This is a genomic window from Intestinibacillus sp. NTUH-41-i26 (genome assembly GCF_032769475.1).
In the GTDB taxonomy this organism is placed as follows: Bacteria; Bacillota; Clostridia; order Oscillospirales; family Butyricicoccaceae; genus Agathobaculum; species Agathobaculum ammoniilyticum.
Genome location: NZ_CP136477.1, coordinates 1,989,614 through 2,004,236, shown reverse-complemented (window position 1 = coordinate 2,004,236; position 14,623 = coordinate 1,989,614). Strand labels below are relative to the sequence as shown.

The window sequence follows — 14,623 nt, the reverse complement described above, 5'->3', positions numbered from 1 at the left end:
TGCGTCATACCGTTTTGGCTTTACGCATCGTGCCGCTGACCGGCTTCCAGATCAGCAGCGAGATCGCGTAATCGATCATGGAATGCACAAACGAGCCCACGCCGACCAGCAGGACGATCAGCCGCAGCATCTCCTGCATCGGCATCGCCATGGCCGCATAAAACGGAATGACGATCAGCGCTTCACAGACGGCATGGACAACGCTTGTCCAGCAGCCGAGGCTGAGCAGCCGGAGACCACGGTTGGAGGTCGCCTGCCGGAAATCCAGAAGCTCTGGATGCCGCTGGAGGTAAATGGCGCCAAGGGCGACGAATATGATATGGGACAGCGCGCGCAGGACAATGGGAAGCGAAAAACCGCCGAGGAAAAAGCCGAGCGTCGTACCCAGCGCGACGGCTGCACCGACTGCGGGGGAGATGAACATGGCCAGAAAGACCGCGACATGGCTCGCCAAGGTAAAGCTCATGGGGTCGATGCGGATTTTAATGGGAGAAAACATGGGGATAATAATGCCGATCGCGCAGAGGACGCCGGCAAGCACCAGATGGTACAGACTTTTGCTTTTTGTCATGGGTGTTCTATTCCTTTCCGATCTTTTGTCAACGGTCAAAAGTATACTGCAATGTGGAACATATGTCAAGACATATGTAAAATAAAATGCGTGCTTGCCGAAACGGCGCCGGATATGGTATAGTTAAGGCGAAAGGAAGATAGCATGATTTCCATTGACCGATTTGAAGAAATACTGGAGGCGCTGGCGGAGGAGCTGCCGGAGCAGTTTTATGAGGAGCTGAACGGCGGCATCTTGGTAGATACCGGACACCCGCTACACCCCGCGGACGAGCATGGCGACCTGTATATCATGGGGGAATACCGTGTCGATCCAGCCATGGGGAAATATATCGTGATGTTTTACGGCTCATTCAGGCGGGTGTTCCGCGGCCTGGATGAAGCCGCGCTGACCGAGGAGATGCGCAAGGTGCTGCGGCATGAGTTCCGTCACCATGTGGAGGGGCGCGCGGGAGTGCGCGACTTGGAGGTCTTGGACGAAGCGCAGATCGCGGCCTATCGCGCGCAGAGCAGGGAGGAGGACGAAAAAGGGCAGGGCGCGTGAGCGCCCTGCCCTTTGTGCGTTCAAAGCGACGGCGGAAGCAGGCCGATACTACCGCTCCTCGGTGAGCAGAAAGCCCCCGTCCTTCAGCCCCCGCACGACGCGGCTGAGGGTTGCCTCGTCCGCGGCGCGTAGCGTATGCAGATGGATGCCTCCCGTCAGGTCGCAGAGCGGACGGGTGCCGGGGTTTTGTATTTTTTTGCAGAACGCGTCCGCGTCAAAGCGGGAGAAAATGTGCAGCGGCGCGCAGATCTGGCCATAAACCGGATGCTCGACGGTCACGTCGATCAGCGCGCCACCCAGATCGACGACCGTATACAGCTCGTCACGCAGGCGCTCGTCCCCATGATGGCAGACGACACGGCGTTCCGCGTAGACCGGCGCGGCGGGGTTTTCCAGGATGTAGCCGCGCGGCGTGGCGAGCACCGCCAGGCCGCCCGCGCGCAGCAGGGCCACGTCGCCCACGATGATCTGGCGGCTGACGCCGCACTGAGCGGCCAGCGCGGTTGCGGAAACGGGTCCGTCGGACTGCGCGAGCAGATGGGTGATTTTGATACGCCGTTCGGCAGCATTCATAGTCGTCACTTCCTTAACAACCCTATCATAGCAAAAGAAAAAGGACTATGCAAGCATAGCCCTTTTGAAAAAACACTTAGCCGAGAAGATAAACGTTTGCATATTGTACGCCAAGATCGTAAGCACGGTCATGGGAAGAAACAAATACGTCGATCTTGTTATTTTTGATTGCGCCGCCGGTATCCTCTGCGATAAACACGCCATAGCCCTCAATATAAACGCGGCTGCCCAGCGGAATGACCGAGGAATCCACCGCGATCGTGCGGCCCTCGGCCGCGATCGTACCGGAAGCGGTCTTGCCGCTCGAGGTGCCGTTGCAAACCGCGCACGGGCAGTAGAACGTCAGCTTGTAATTGCCCAGCGAGGTGGCGTTGCTCTTGATCGCGTCGCTGGCGAGCAGGGAGGACGAGTAGGCTACCGTCTTGGTCGAAACCGGCGCGGTCAGCAGGCTGTTGTACTCGGATTTCTCCGCAGCAGCCTTGGCTGCCGCGGCTTCCGCCTTGGCCTTTGCCTCCGCTTCCGCTTTTGCCTTGGCCGTTGCTTCGGCAAGGGACTGCTCGGCGGTCTTGATTTCGTCTGCGGTCAGGACCGTGCCGACCGAGGAATTGAGATTGGAAGAGAGTACCGCAACTGGCTGATCCAGAGCAGCAGCGCTGGCCGTTGCCATCGCGCTGACAGCGAGTGTCGCCGCGAGGAGTTTGGCCATATGCTTTCGCAGGGAAATAGACATTTGTGTTACACTCCTAAAAAATCGTCGTGAAAACCCGCAGGACTGCGGCTCGGTGTTACCGATTTGTTTTCAGGTTGTTACTGTTTTGTTTTCGATCTGTTTCCGATCTGTAACCTCATGATACTGCATTTTCGCGGATTTGTCAAAGCCTTTTTTTGAATTCTGTGCAAAATGACCAATACATTGCGTATAGAGCATATAAGTCTGTATAGTGTTCTAAAAAAATCAGCATATTTGACAAGAAGACCATAGGGATTGTGTATGTCCAAAGGGTTACAAACAAGATATACGGTACGGCGTCTTCCCCAAAATCCAATATGCAGGAAAGCGTTCTTTGCGGCGGGAAGCGTCTGCGCAAACCGGAACGGGCGGCAGGCCGCGGAAACGGCGGCGGGGACACGCGGGGATTGGTCAAATTTACGAAGATCTGCGGTATAAGCGGTGCGGGGCTGTGGATACTATAGGATATGGTAAGACGATGCGGATAAAAATTGCTTTACAGGCGTGCCGCACTATGGTATTCTAATAATAAGTGTTTGCGCTCCGCGTGGGGATGCGCCGCTTTTTCCGCGGCGAAACCGGACCGCGTCGTCACTGTTTTTTTGAGGTAAAGGCATCCAAAAACGGGATAACAGGGATGCCTTTTGAAAAGAACGGGCAGGAACCCGTGTCAACACAAAAGAAAAAAATCTGATGAAAAAAGGAAAGTGATATCGATATTATGAAAGAAAAACTGAAAATCATACCGCTGGGCGGCCTCAACGAGATCGGCAAGAACATGACCGTGATCGAATACGGGAACGATATCGTTGTGGTGGACTGCGGTGTCGCGTTTCCGGACGACGACATGCTGGGCGTGGATCTGGTCATACCGGATACGACCTACCTCAAGCGCAACCTGAACAAGCTGCGCGGCTATGTCATCACGCACGGTCATGAGGATCACATCGGCGCGATCCCGTATGTGCTGCGCGAATGCAACGCGCCGATCTATGCGACGCGGCTGACCTGCGGCATCATCGAGACCAAGCTCTCCGAGCATAAGATGCCGCAGAAGGTGAAGCTCAACCATGTGCGGGCGGGCGATTCGATCAAACTCGGGTGCTTCAGGGTGGAATTCATCCATACCAATCACTCGATCGCGGATTCGGTCGCGCTGGCTATCACCACGCCGCTGGGGACGATCCTGCACACAGGCGACTTCAAGATCGACCTGACGCCGGTTTCTGGTGAGATGATCGACCTGGTGCGCATCGGCGAACTGGGGAAAAAGGGTATCCTGGCACTGATGAGCGATTCGACCAACGTCGAGCGGCCGGGCTATACGCCGAGTGAAAAGATCGTCGGCAAGTCGCTGGAGAAGTTTATCACGGAAAGTGACCAGCGTATCATCATCGCGACGTTCGCCTCCAATGTGTCCCGTTTGCAGCAGATACTCGACATTGCAGCCAAAGCAGGGCGCAAGGTCGCGGTCTGCGGGCGCAGCATGGAGAAGATATCCAAGGTTGCGACCGAACTGGGGTACCTGAAGGACTCCGGCAAGGTGATGATTGATATTGCCGAGATCAAGCGCTATCCGCGCAGCCGGTTGATTATCGTTTCTACCGGCTCGCAGGGCGAGACCATGTCCGCCCTGTACCGCATGGCATACGGCAGCCATAAGCAGGTCGAGGTCAACACAGGCGACCGTATCCTGATCGCTGCTTCTGCCATCCCGGGCAATGAGAAGTCGATCAACAATATGGTCAATGAGCTGTATAAGCAGGGTGCGGAGGTCATTTATGACCGTTCAGCCGCGATCCATGTTTCCGGCCATGCGTGCCAGGAGGACCTCAAGCTGATGCTGGGCCTGTGCAAGCCGAAGTACTTCATCCCCGTACACGGCGAATACCGCATGCTGATGCAGCATGCAGGGCTGGCGCGCGAAATGGGCGTCAACCCGAAGAACATCCTCATTACCGAGATCGGCCGGCCGGTCGAAATCAGCGAGAATTCCGCGCGTTTGGGCAATCCCGTGCCTGCAGGACGCCTGCTGGTGGACGGCCTTGGTATCGGCGACGTTGGCACGGCGGTGCTGCGCGACCGCAAGCATCTCTCTGAGGACGGCCTGCTGGTCGTCGTTGTGACGGTAGACGCAACAACGGGCGTGGTCATTGCAGGGCCGGATATCGTATCCCGCGGCTTTGTGTATGTAAAGGAAGCCGAGGATCTGATGGAGGAGCTGCGCAATATATCCCAGATGGCACTCGACCGCTGCGCGGCGGAGAATCTGCGCGACTGGAACAGTCTCAAGTCCGCGATCAAGGGCGATGTGAGCGATTACCTGTTCAAAAAAACAAAGCGCAGCCCGATGGTGCTGCCGATTATTATGGAAATCTGACGTGGGAAAGCGGGGGGCGCTGGCAGCCCGTTTCCACGAAACAAAAAAACGACCGCTCAAAGCGGTCGTTTTTTCGTTTGCTTTCTATAGCCCGCGCAGAGGAAAGGCGCGGAAATGGCGATTGTCCGCCGATGGGCCGCTGTGATATAATAGCCGTGAAACACACATTAAATACATCATTATACCATCAGCGGCACTTAGCGGCCGACTCAGGCAAAAAAAGTGCGGGCCGCTGTGGTATAATAGAAACAAAGCGGGCAAACCGAAAGGCCGCGTACGGAGGAGAATCGGATATGAAGAAATGGTATGACGAGGAGTATGCGTTTGAGATCGAGGTAACCGGATTCCTGCGCGGCGACCATACGGAGCGGTACTGCAGGAACGGCGAGGAGGTCGGGGACAAGTACACCTGCACCTATGGCTGCCCTGTAAACGGGCAGGGGCAGGGAATCTGTTCCAAAACCATGATGATGCTGTTCCCAATCATGGAGGCGGTCAGGAGCGGAGGCGATTTGGAGAATATCGGCGGTAGCGGCAGATATACCAAGGATATTGTGTGTCCGGACGGCTGCGTGCTGTTTCGGCTGACAGCGGAAAAGCTCGGGAATGAGAATTTCTTTAAGGGGAAGTTTTTTGACTGATCCGGGCGTTACAGCGCCCGCAAAAGAGACAAGGAGGGACAAAGTATGAAAACGGAACGGGTATGGAAGATGTATTGGAGCGCGACGGGGACGACAAAAACCGTCGTATCCGCGATAGCGGACCGGCTCGCGGCAGAGCTGGGGCTTGCTGTGGAGACATATGATTTTACGCTGCCGGCGGCGCGGCGGACCGCGCCGGAGTTCGCGGCGGGGGACGTGGTCGTTTTCGGTACGCCCACCTATGCGGGGCGCGTGCCGAACGTACTGCTCAAATACCTGGAAACGGTAAAGGGCGGCGGCGCGGCGGCAATTCCGGTCGTGACATTCGGCAACCGCGCGTTTGACGACGCGCTGATCGAGTTGCGCGATATTTTGACGGATAACGGTTTCCGCCCGTTTGCGGGGGCGGCGTTCGTTGGGGAGCATTCCTTTTCGAAAACGCTGGCGGCGGGACGTCCGGATGTGGACGACCTGCTGCTTGCGGCGCAATTTGCCGGACAGGCGGCCGCGCGGCTGGCCGGGGTGGATGGGCAGACGCCTCCGGTCGAAGTGCCGGGCCGCGCGCGGGAGGCGCGTACCTATTACCAGCCGCGCGACCGCGCGGGCAATCCGGTGGACATCCGAAAGGTAAAGCCGCTGACCGGCGAAGCCTGCGACCAGTGCGGAATTTGCGCCGCGGTATGCCCGATGGGGTCGATCAATCCGGAAAACGTGCGGGAATACACGGGCATCTGCATTAAATGCGGCGCCTGCGTCAAAAAATGCCCGCAGGGCGCGAAATATTATGACGACGCCGGTTACTTATACCATAAGACCGAGTTGGAGGAGGGCTACAAACGCCGCGCGGAGGTCAGGCTGTTTTTCTAAAGCCAATCATAAAAGGCTGACGCATAGCGTCAGCCTTTATACATGCCGATTTTTTGCAGCTCCTTTATCATGTCCGGAACCGTCTGGCCCGCGATTTCCAGGCGCGAGGCAGACCCCGGGTACTCGGCCGAGAACGTATCCCACGCGGTGACAAGGTGCGCGGTCGGAACGGCGCCGAACTGCTCGAGCAGCGCTTCAAAGCGGCCGTTTCGCGGGCTGTAAAGAGACAGAACCTTGTATTTCTGCACGAAAAGCTCCTCCTCGGTTGCGAGCGAGCCAATAGCGAACGCGGAAAGCCCATCCTGATAGAGCAGCTCTCCGTATCCGTCCAGGATCAGGGTGAGCTGCTTTTTGGTCATGCCGTCCAGATACCACACCTCGTCGGATTCCGCGTCCGGATGGATGGCGAGGAACAGCGGCTCCTCCAGCTCCGCATAAAACGAGCGGACAAAATCAGGCAGCTTTTCAAAGCTGAGGTTGCAGGTCAGGGTGTCGCTGTTCCGCTGGTATTGCTCGGACAGCTTTTCGGGGAAGGGGACGGTAACGCCCGCGGCGGTTTGAAACATGGCGGATACTCCTTTTTATCGATCAAATAGGCAGGGGTTACAGGCGGATGCTGATCTCACCCGAGGACAGCGTGCGCACGGCGCCCTGCGCGTCACGGACAAGCAGATGTCCGTTTCCGTCAAGGCCGGTGCAGTCGGCCTGGTACTTTCCGGCGGGGGTGATGACGGTGACCGGTCTGCCGATGCAGCACAGTCGGCTCCGGTACCGGTCAAGCAGCTCAGCCTCGCGGCCGCTCTCCAGCAGGGTGTAGGCGCGTTCGAAGCGGGACAACACCGCCGCCGCAAAGGCGGCGCGGCGCGGAACTGCGCCGAATTCGCTCAGGGCGCCCGCCACCTGTCGCACCTCCTCCGGCCAGGCCGGATTGGGGCGCAGGTTTACCCCGATGCCCACGACCAGCGAGCTGACCGTACCCGTCTCGCCTTCGATAGTGGCTTCGGTCAGGATGCCGCACAGCTTACGCCCATGCATCAGGACATCGTTAACCCATTTGATCTGCGGACAGAAGTCGGCGGTGCGCTCGATCGCTTCGGCCACCGCGACCGCGGCCGCTATGGTGACGAACTGGATATGCGACAGCGGGAGCGAGGGATGCAGCAGGATGGTCTGGTATACGCCGGTACCCGCGGGGGGCGGAGAATGAGCGTCCCAGCCGCCCGCGTCCGCCGGTCTGCGCCTCGGCAAGCAGGGTGAAGCCGTGCGGACGGTGGAGGTACCGTTCCTTGAGCACGGTGTTGGTAGAGGTGAGCGAGGGGAAAACCAGCATGTCGCGTCCGACAAAATCCGTGTCCAGCAGAGCCTGGACGCCGGCTGCGGTCAGGCTGTCGTCATCCGGCGCAAGGCGGTAGCCTTCGCCGGGGACCCCGTCGATTGCAAGCCCTTCGCTGCGCAGCACGCCGATCGCCTTGTGTACCGCCGCGCGCGACACGCCCAGCCGCTCCGCGAGCATACCGCCCGACAGACGTTCTCCCCGCGCCTGTTCCAGCGCCCGCAGCACCGCGTCCTTGACTGCCAACCGAATCATCCCCCTGTACCTGATGAGTCATGTTCTATATTGTGCCGTCCGCTTTTTATGCGGGACACGCGTTCCTTTCTATTGTAAACGAAAAGGGGAAAGAGTACAATAGAAAATAGCTTAGGAAAAGTAAGAGAGGGCATAATGTGAAGAGCAAACAGGAGATACTGGCCGCGCTCGCGCGGTCGAACGAAGAACGGCTGTTGCTCGCGGGGCTGCTGGACAAGGAGCAGACCTGCGTGTCGCGCGGCTATCTGACGCATACCAAATTCCTTGACCCGAACGAGCGCGCGATCTGCGCGGAGGCGGTGCGGCTGAGTGGTGCGGCGGGGCATGCGCTGTTTTGGGGCGGTTATGAGGACGCCGAGCGGGGTGTATACCTGTTTTATCCGGACTATCTGGATGGGGACGGCGCCAGACAGGCCGCGCCGCTCGCGCTGCTGCGCGCGCACAAGCGCAAAGAGGATGCGCTGACCCACCGCGACTATCTGGGCGCGCTCATGGGGCTGCAGATCGAGCGGGCGGTCGTCGGCGATATTCTGGTACATGACGAAGGGGCGGACATCCTGGTGCTGGAGGAAATGGCGGATTTCATTCTGCTGCATTTTTCCAAGGCTGGCAGAAAACAAATTTCGCTTACCAGGGAGGTAATCGGGAACCTCAAGGCGGCTTCCGTCGTCGAAAAAAGCGGAAGCGGATCGGTCGCGTCGCCGCGGCTGGACAGCGTGGTGGCGCTGGTGTTTGGCTTGCCGCGGGCAGAGGCGCAGGCGCGGATTGAGAAAGGGCTGGTGTTCCTGAACCACATGCCCTGCCTCAAGCCGGAGCGTCAGGTGGACGAGGGCGACCGGCTGACCGTGCGCGGCCTAGGCCGCGCGCGGATCGAGGCGTTCGGCGGCACCAGCCGCAAGGGAAGGCTGTTTATCAATTTTGTTAAAACGGTATGAAGAGAATGCCTGTTGTCAAAACCGCCTCGGTATGGTACACTGATGACAACAGCAATAAGGGGTGTTTAGATATGAAAAAACGATGGTTGTCTTTTCTGCTGAGCGCGGCCATGCTGGTCGCGATGCTCCCAACGGCTCTCGCAGCGTCCGATATCGAGTCGCATTGGGCAAAAAGTTACATCGAATATCTTGACCGCGAGGGCGTGATCAATCCCAGCGCGACAACAGGCAATTATGAGCCCGACCGCGATATGACACGCGCGGAGTTTATGCGGTATATCAACCGCGCGTTCCATTTCACGGAGACGACCTCCATTTCCTATACGGATGTCCCGTCGAACGCCTGGTATTATGAAACCATCCAGATAGCGGAGCGGTATGGTTACATCAACGGCACGGGAAACAATAAAATGGAGCCGGAGGGTAAAGTGACCCGCGAGCAGGCCGCGGTCATCATCGGCCGTCTGTTCAAGGCCGACCCGGGAAACGTTTCCCCGTCCGACCTGACGTTTACGGACAAGAGCCAGGTGTCCGACTGGGCCGCGGGATACATCAAGGCCGCGGCGGACAAGGGCTTTATCGCGGGCTACAGCGACGGCACGTTTAAGCCGGGCAAGGTTGTGTCGCGCGGCGAGGTCGCGAAGATCCTGTATTATTATCTGGGGACGTCGCTTTCCACGGCCGGCAAGGCTTACACCGGCGCGGATCTGAAAACCGATACCACCAATGTGACAATATCGGAAAACTGCACGCTGTCCGATGCGGCGATTCAGGGAGACCTGTACATCACCGAGGGTCTCGGCTCGGATGCCGTGACGCTGACCAATGTTACGGTCAACGGTTCGATCATCGTGTCCGGCGGCACGGTTACAATGGTAAATACGACGAGCGACCATATGATTGTTTCGTCTCCGATGGGGCGCCTGATGCAGGTAACTGCAACAGGCGCTACGCACATCAAGCAGACCGAGGTGCAGACCGCAGCTACTCTGTATGAAAAAGGGCTGACAACCACGGGGTATGAGGGATATGCGGATGTTGTTGTGAACGGCGGGGAGCGCGTCTCGCTGACGTTGGACGCGAACGTGACAAACCTGACGCTCGAGGACGAAGCCACGGTCAGCACAACTGCGGGCGCAGCGGTTTATCACCTGACTGCGGATAAGGCCGCGTCCATCACGGGCTATGGTTCGGTCTATCAGGCGGATATCAATGCGGACGGGGTCAGCTTCGCAAGCAGCGTCACGGTTTCCGGCTATACGCTCGGCCGCGGGGTGACAGCCACGATCGGCGGGCAGTCGGTCAGCGTTTCAAGCACGGCGGGCGTGGAGCCGGCAAGCATCAGCGTCGATCTGAACGACCTGTCCGCGCTGGGCAGTGGGGTAAATATTTCGCTGCCTTCCGGAAAATCGGTATCCTCCGTGACATGCGACGGCGCGACCCTGTCCCCGTCGGTCGCTTACAACACGAGCGGCTCGGGGATCCGGCTGCTGACCTCCTATCTCGGCACGCTGACGCGGGGCAGCCATACTCTGGTGCTTACGCTTTCGGACGGCAAGCGGTCGAGCATCGCGGTCACGGTAACCAATTCCTCGGCCACCGCGGACGCGGAAGAGCTGGTATTCGACCGGTACTATAAGTCGTCCGGCTTCAAGGACCTGAACGTTAAGCTGGACGGGGTCGGCGCGGAAAGCGATATCGTGCGCGTTGTGCTGGGGCTGTCAGGCATCGATTATGGGTTTAACAATTCCACGCGGGCGCTGGTGCTGCGGCGCGGCCTGCTGGCCCAACTGCGTGCGGGTACATATACCGTGGCGGTGGACCTGGCGAACGGGGAGCAGCGGACGATCAACCTGACGGTGGAGGATTCCACACCCGAGGGCGTCAACATCTTTGTGGCGGAATATGACACCTATGTGCCGAGCGAGCCTGACTTCGCGCTGCCGCTCAGCCGGCTCACTGTCCGCAACGTCACCGCAGTCAAAAACAGTTCGGTGCAGACGCTGAAGGAGGGGACGGACTACCAAGTATCGGATAAAGCCCTGACCCTTACCAAAACCGCGCTCGAGAACTTCCGCCGTTCGAGCGGATATGTGGAATTTTCCGTGACGATGTCGGACAATTCGGTATATACGCTGGTCATCGATTACATTTAAGCAGCGGACAAAAAAAAGGCCGCCGGTTCCGCCGGCGGCCTTTGCCTGTTTGGAGTTATCGCTCGCACTGCCAGAAAAACGCCGAATAAGGGGGCAGCTCGCTGCCGCCGCCGAAATCGTGCGGCGCGCCGGTGATCAGATCGACCGCCCGACCGCATTTCGCGTCAAAATGCGCGGTGTAGGGGTGGTCGTCAATGTTGACCGCCACAAGAACGCGTTCACCCTCGCAGGCGCGCTCCCAGATGCACTGTCTGTTGGTCAGGACGACCTGTCTGAAATCGCCGTAACACAGCGCCTTGCTGCCGCGGTGCGCCTTTGCCAGCGCGGTGATCCAGCCGGTCAGCTCGTTCCACTCCGGCGCATCGAACGCGGGACGCAGTGCGTCGTCGCCCTCGCGCTTTTCGCCCTTGGCACCCCATTCGCTCCCATAGTAGAGGCAAGGGATGCCCGGCATGCCGAACAGCAGCGCGTAAATCAGCGGCAGGTGCCTGGGGTTCTGCAGGATGGACGCGGCGCGCGTGACATCGTGATTGTCCGCAAACCCCAGCAGATGCTTGCCGCGGTAGAGCGTCCAGTTTTCCGGACCGAACTGGCGCAGCAGGGAATGGGTGATCTCGAACAGGTTCATGCTGTTCAGGGAGGAATACAGGCCCTTGTAGCATTCATAATTGGTGCAGGAATGCAGCATGCCCTCTCCCACGAACTGGTTATAGTCGCCGTGCAGCAGCTCGCCGACGAGGAAAAAGTCGGGCTTGAGCGTGTCGCAGAACGCGCGAAGCTGGCGGAGGAAATCCTTATCCAGGCAGTAGGCCACGTCAAGGCGCAGCCCGTCGATATCGAACTCGTCTACCCAAAGCCGGATGCAGCCGAAGATATGCTGTACGACCGCGGGGTTTTTCAGGTTGAGCTTGACCAGCTCATAGTGTCCCTCCCAGCCCTCGTACCAGAAACCGTCGTTATAGCCCGAATTGCCATCGAATGAAATATGGAACCAGTCCTTATAGGGGGAATCCCATTTTTTCTCCTGCACGTCGCGGAAAGCCCAGAAGCCGCGGCCGACATGGTTGAACACGCCGTCGAGCACGACACGGATGCCGTTCTGGTGCAGCGCGGTGCAGACCGAGGCAAAGTCCTCGTTCGTGCCCAGGCGGCAGTCCACCTTGCGGAAATCGCGGGTGTCGTAGCCGTGGCTGTCGGATTCAAAAAGCGGGGAAAAATATACGGCGTTGCAGCTAAGCCTGGCGATGTGCTCCGCCCAGCGGCCGGCTTTCCGGATGCGGGGTACGGTTTGGCCATCGTTGACGCGCGGCGCGCCGCAGAAGCCGATCGGATAGATCTGATAGAATACGCTTTCATAAGCCCACATAGGTGTAAGCTCCTTTCTGCTCCCTCTGGGGATATAGTAATAGTATACACGATGGACGCGGCAAAACCAAGCGAAAGCGGAAACTTTACATCTGCACGGCGGAACCGTGCAAATAATAATAAAAAATGCTTGCAAAGGGAGGTGCGATGTGGTATTATTAATCGGTAACACGGGCATTCCTCTGCTTATTTTCAGAAAATAGGGCAAGAATGTCTAAGACGAAAGGATGACAGAAAAATGGATCTGGTCAAAGTACTGTCCGAGCAGCAGCTCAAGAGCGACCTGCCGGAGCTCAAGATCGGCGATACCGTTAAGGTACACGCGAAGATCAAGGAAGGCAACCGTGAGCGTATTCAGGTGTTTGAGGGCATCATTATTGCCAAGAAGCACGCTGGTGTGAACCAGACGGTTACCGTGCGCCGCATCTCTTACGGTGTAGGCGTTGAAAAGACGTTCCCGGTACACTCCCCGAACGTAGCGAAGTTCGAGGTTGTGCGCAGCGGTAAGGTCCGCCGCGCCAAGCTGTACTACCTGCGCGGCCGCGTGGGCAAGGCTGCCAAGGTTGCCGAGAAGGTTTGAGAACAACCAAATACAAAAACGGGGAGCGTCATGCTCCCCGTTTTTGTATCAGCGGCGGATGGTCTTCTGTCTGCGGAGCCGGCTGAGAAGCCCTTGAAAGCGCAGGCGCGGAGGATTTGGGCTTGCATAGCAGGCGATATATAGCTATAATAAAATCGTATGTTTATCTTTTTGGAGGAATTATTCATGCAGGAAACGCAGACCGAAGAGAAAAAAGAAGGCGGAGGGTCGTTTCTCCAGCGAGCTGTTCAGCTGGGGAGAATCCCTGATGACTGTGCTGATATTTTTTGTCGTCGTATTCACCTTTTTTGTGCGCCTGATCGGTGTGGACGGGACATCGATGTACCCGACGCTGGAGGATCACAGCATCATGCTGGTCAGCAACCTGAATTACACGCCGGAAAAGGGTGACATTGTCGTGCTGCGCAAGGAGGGCTTTTATGGGGACCAGCCGATCGTCAAGCGCATCATCGCGACCGGCGGCGATACGGTGGACATCGATCCGGTCACGGGGGATGTGCTGGTAAACGGTGAGGCGCTCGACGAGCCGTATATTGCAGAAAAGATTAACACGCTGGAGAAAATGGGCGACATGACCTATCCGCAGACCGTGCCGGAAGGCTGCATCTATGTGCTGGGCGACAACCGTAATTACTCGACCGACAGCCGTTGGTCCAGCCTGGGCATGGTGGATGAGCGGTATATCCTGGGGCATGTGCTGAGCGTGGTATACCCGTTCAGCGCATTTGGATCGGTGGCGTAACGCGATGAATATACAATGGTATCCCGGACACATGACAAAAACCCGCCGGCAGATGGCGGAATATATCAAGCAGGTAGATGCGGTGTGCGAGGTTGTCGACGCGCGCATCCCCCAAGTCTCGCGCAATCCCGATATGGATCAAATCGCGGCGGGAAAGCCGAGGCTGATGGTGCTGAACCGGATCGATCTGGCCGATCCGGCGATGACTGCCGCGTGGGCGAAACATTTCCGCGCGCAGGGCATGGCGGTCATTGAAACCGACAGCCGCGCGGGGACGGGGACGCAGGCGTTTGCAGGCGCGGTGCGCTTGTTGCTCGCGGACAAGATCGCGGCGTGGAATGAGAAGGGGCTGGTCGGGAAGGCGGTCCGCGTGATGGTGGTTGGTATTCCGAACGTGGGCAAGTCCACGTTTATAAACCGTATCCTCGGGCGAAAGTCCGCCAAGGCGGCGGACAAGCCGGGCGTGACGCGCGGCAGCCAGTGGTTCCGTGTGGAAAACGGCATCGACCTGCTCGACACGCCGGGCATCCTGTGGCCGAAGTTTGACGATGAGCGGGTTGGCATCCTGCTGGCGTGTACCGGAGCGATCAAGGACGACATCCTGGATGTGGAAACGCTCGGCTGCAGGCTGATGGAGCTGCTCGCGGTGCAGGCGCCGCAGGCAATTGCTGGCCGGTATGGCGTCGTGATGCCGGAGGAAAGCGATTCCTTGGGCTACGACCTGCTTCAGCAGGCGGGCCGGCGGCGCGGTTTTCTGCTGCGCGGCGGTGAGATCGATACCGAGCGCATGGCCCGCATCCTGCTCGACGAGTTTCGGGGCGGGGTGCTGGGGAGGATCACGCTTGAGTGCGCCGAATGAAACCACGGTTTCATTCGCGGGAGGACGCACCGCGCGGCGCGGATGCGTCCAGGGCCGCGAAAAGCGCGTCCA

The 14,623-nt window shown here is 58.4% G+C and carries 16 protein-coding genes; 9 read left to right on the top strand and 7 right to left on the bottom strand.

The annotated features are described in order from the left end of the window. Positions 1-4 precede the first annotated feature (4 nt). On the bottom strand, positions 5-571 hold the full coding sequence (locus RX717_RS10310) for a hypothetical protein (RefSeq protein WP_054327573.1): 567 nt from the start codon (positions 569-571) through the stop codon (positions 5-7). A 144-nt stretch (positions 572-715) separates the two neighbouring features. Here RX717_RS10310 and RX717_RS10305 point away from each other — a divergent pair, with 144 nt between their 5' ends. Continuing rightward, positions 716-1,114 (top strand): metallopeptidase family protein, encoded by a 399-nt coding sequence (locus tag RX717_RS10305; protein ID WP_054327572.1) that lies wholly within the window; start codon positions 716-718, stop codon positions 1,112-1,114. Positions 1,115-1,162: 48 nt separating this feature from the next. Here RX717_RS10305 and RX717_RS10300 read toward each other — a convergent pair whose 3' ends face one another. Next, on the bottom strand, positions 1,163-1,687 hold the full coding sequence (locus tag RX717_RS10300) for a transcription repressor NadR (RefSeq protein ID WP_107631944.1): 525 nt from the start codon (positions 1,685-1,687) through the stop codon (positions 1,163-1,165). Between the two features lie 76 nt (positions 1,688-1,763). Then, positions 1,764-2,417 carry a 3D domain-containing protein gene (locus tag RX717_RS10295; RefSeq protein WP_054327571.1) on the bottom strand — a complete coding sequence of 218 codons (654 nt, stop codon included), beginning with the start codon at positions 2,415-2,417 and terminating at the stop codon, positions 1,764-1,766. A gap of 721 nt (positions 2,418-3,138) precedes the next feature. Here RX717_RS10295 and RX717_RS10290 point away from each other — a divergent pair. The 3 genes from RX717_RS10290 (at position 3,139) to RX717_RS10280 (ending at position 6,305) form a co-directional block, all read left to right on the top strand. Next, positions 3,139-4,797 (top strand): ribonuclease J, encoded by a 1,659-nt coding sequence (locus tag RX717_RS10290; RefSeq protein WP_054327569.1) that lies wholly within the window; start codon positions 3,139-3,141, stop codon positions 4,795-4,797. Positions 4,798-5,090: 293 nt separating this feature from the next. Next, positions 5,091-5,438 carry a TIGR04076 family protein gene (locus RX717_RS10285; protein WP_054327568.1) on the top strand — a complete coding sequence of 116 codons (348 nt, stop codon included), beginning with the start codon at positions 5,091-5,093 and terminating at the stop codon, positions 5,436-5,438. A gap of 45 nt (positions 5,439-5,483) precedes the next feature. Further along, on the top strand, positions 5,484-6,305 hold the full coding sequence (locus RX717_RS10280) for a 4Fe-4S dicluster domain-containing protein (RefSeq protein WP_107631945.1): 822 nt from the start codon (positions 5,484-5,486) through the stop codon (positions 6,303-6,305). 29 nt (positions 6,306-6,334) lie between these two features. Here the strand turns inward: RX717_RS10280 and RX717_RS10275 are convergent, their stop codons facing one another. The 3 genes from RX717_RS10275 to RX717_RS10265 are packed head-to-tail and all read right to left on the bottom strand — an operon-like array spanning position 6,335 to position 7,893. Continuing rightward, entirely contained in the window at positions 6,335-6,871 is a 537-nt protein-coding gene (locus tag RX717_RS10275) for a hypothetical protein (RefSeq protein WP_107631946.1), read from the bottom strand. A gap of 37 nt (positions 6,872-6,908) precedes the next feature. After that, on the bottom strand, positions 6,909-7,439 hold the full coding sequence (locus RX717_RS10270) for a biotin--[acetyl-CoA-carboxylase] ligase (protein WP_316960664.1): 531 nt from the start codon (positions 7,437-7,439) through the stop codon (positions 6,909-6,911). Further along, positions 7,351-7,893, bottom strand: coding sequence for a biotin operon repressor (locus RX717_RS10265; RefSeq protein WP_316960276.1), 543 nt, complete (start codon positions 7,891-7,893; stop codon positions 7,351-7,353). The genes RX717_RS10270 and RX717_RS10265 overlap by 89 nt, the downstream gene beginning before the upstream one ends. Positions 7,894-8,030: 137 nt before the next feature. Between RX717_RS10265 and RX717_RS10260 the strand changes: the two genes are divergently transcribed. Then, on the top strand, positions 8,031-8,828 hold the full coding sequence (locus RX717_RS10260; protein ID WP_107631948.1) for a YlmH family RNA-binding protein: 798 nt from the start codon (positions 8,031-8,033) through the stop codon (positions 8,826-8,828). A gap of 71 nt (positions 8,829-8,899) precedes the next feature. Beyond that, positions 8,900-10,984: an S-layer homology domain-containing protein gene (locus RX717_RS10255; RefSeq protein WP_186949857.1), complete on the top strand. Its 2,085-nt coding sequence runs from the start codon at positions 8,900-8,902 to the stop codon at positions 10,982-10,984. A 55-nt stretch (positions 10,985-11,039) separates the two neighbouring features. Here the strand turns inward: RX717_RS10255 and RX717_RS10250 are convergent, their stop codons facing one another. Further along, positions 11,040-12,350 (bottom strand): alpha-amylase family glycosyl hydrolase, encoded by a 1,311-nt coding sequence (locus RX717_RS10250; protein WP_107631950.1) that lies wholly within the window; start codon positions 12,348-12,350, stop codon positions 11,040-11,042. A 237-nt stretch (positions 12,351-12,587) separates the two neighbouring features. On the opposite strand from RX717_RS10250, the gene rplS reads away from it, so the two are divergent. The 3 genes from rplS (at position 12,588) to ylqF (ending at position 14,551) form a co-directional block, all read left to right on the top strand. Beyond that, positions 12,588-12,929 carry a 50S ribosomal protein L19 gene (gene rplS, locus RX717_RS10245; RefSeq protein ID WP_054327561.1) on the top strand — a complete coding sequence of 114 codons (342 nt, stop codon included), beginning with the start codon at positions 12,588-12,590 and terminating at the stop codon, positions 12,927-12,929. 268 nt (positions 12,930-13,197) lie between these two features. Then, the gene (gene lepB / locus RX717_RS10240) at positions 13,198-13,692 is read left to right on the top strand and encodes a signal peptidase I (RefSeq protein WP_316960275.1); all 495 of its coding nucleotides are present in this window, start codon (positions 13,198-13,200) and stop codon (positions 13,690-13,692) included. Between the two features lie 4 nt (positions 13,693-13,696). Next, entirely contained in the window at positions 13,697-14,551 is an 855-nt protein-coding gene (ylqF, locus tag RX717_RS10235) for a ribosome biogenesis GTPase YlqF (protein WP_054327559.1), read from the top strand. Positions 14,552-14,623: the final 72 nt, after the last annotated feature.

What these genes read in the sequence shown, in the direction of transcription:
- RX717_RS10310 (WP_054327573.1), bottom strand. Translation starts at nt 571, where the DNA reads ATGACAAAAAGCAAAAGTCTGTACCATCTGGTGCTTGCCGGCGTCCTC.
- RX717_RS10305 (WP_054327572.1), top strand. Translation starts at nt 716, where the DNA reads ATGATTTCCATTGACCGATTTGAAGAAATACTGGAGGCGCTGGCGGAG.
- RX717_RS10300 (WP_107631944.1), bottom strand. Translation starts at nt 1,687, where the DNA reads ATGAATGCTGCCGAACGGCGTATCAAAATCACCCATCTGCTCGCGCAG.
- RX717_RS10295 (WP_054327571.1), bottom strand. Translation starts at nt 2,417, where the DNA reads ATGTCTATTTCCCTGCGAAAGCATATGGCCAAACTCCTCGCGGCGACA.
- RX717_RS10290 (WP_054327569.1), top strand. Translation starts at nt 3,139, where the DNA reads ATGAAAGAAAAACTGAAAATCATACCGCTGGGCGGCCTCAACGAGATC.
- RX717_RS10285 (WP_054327568.1), top strand. Translation starts at nt 5,091, where the DNA reads ATGAAGAAATGGTATGACGAGGAGTATGCGTTTGAGATCGAGGTAACC.
- RX717_RS10280 (WP_107631945.1), top strand. Translation starts at nt 5,484, where the DNA reads ATGAAAACGGAACGGGTATGGAAGATGTATTGGAGCGCGACGGGGACG.
- RX717_RS10275 (WP_107631946.1), bottom strand. Translation starts at nt 6,871, where the DNA reads ATGTTTCAAACCGCCGCGGGCGTTACCGTCCCCTTCCCCGAAAAGCTG.
- RX717_RS10265 (WP_316960276.1), bottom strand. Translation starts at nt 7,893, where the DNA reads ATGATTCGGTTGGCAGTCAAGGACGCGGTGCTGCGGGCGCTGGAACAG.
- RX717_RS10255 (WP_186949857.1), top strand. Translation starts at nt 8,900, where the DNA reads ATGAAAAAACGATGGTTGTCTTTTCTGCTGAGCGCGGCCATGCTGGTC.
- RX717_RS10250 (WP_107631950.1), bottom strand. Translation starts at nt 12,350, where the DNA reads ATGTGGGCTTATGAAAGCGTATTCTATCAGATCTATCCGATCGGCTTC.
- rplS (WP_054327561.1), top strand. Translation starts at nt 12,588, where the DNA reads ATGGATCTGGTCAAAGTACTGTCCGAGCAGCAGCTCAAGAGCGACCTG.
- lepB (WP_316960275.1), top strand. Translation starts at nt 13,198, where the DNA reads ATGACTGTGCTGATATTTTTTGTCGTCGTATTCACCTTTTTTGTGCGC.
- ylqF (WP_054327559.1), top strand. Translation starts at nt 13,697, where the DNA reads ATGAATATACAATGGTATCCCGGACACATGACAAAAACCCGCCGGCAG.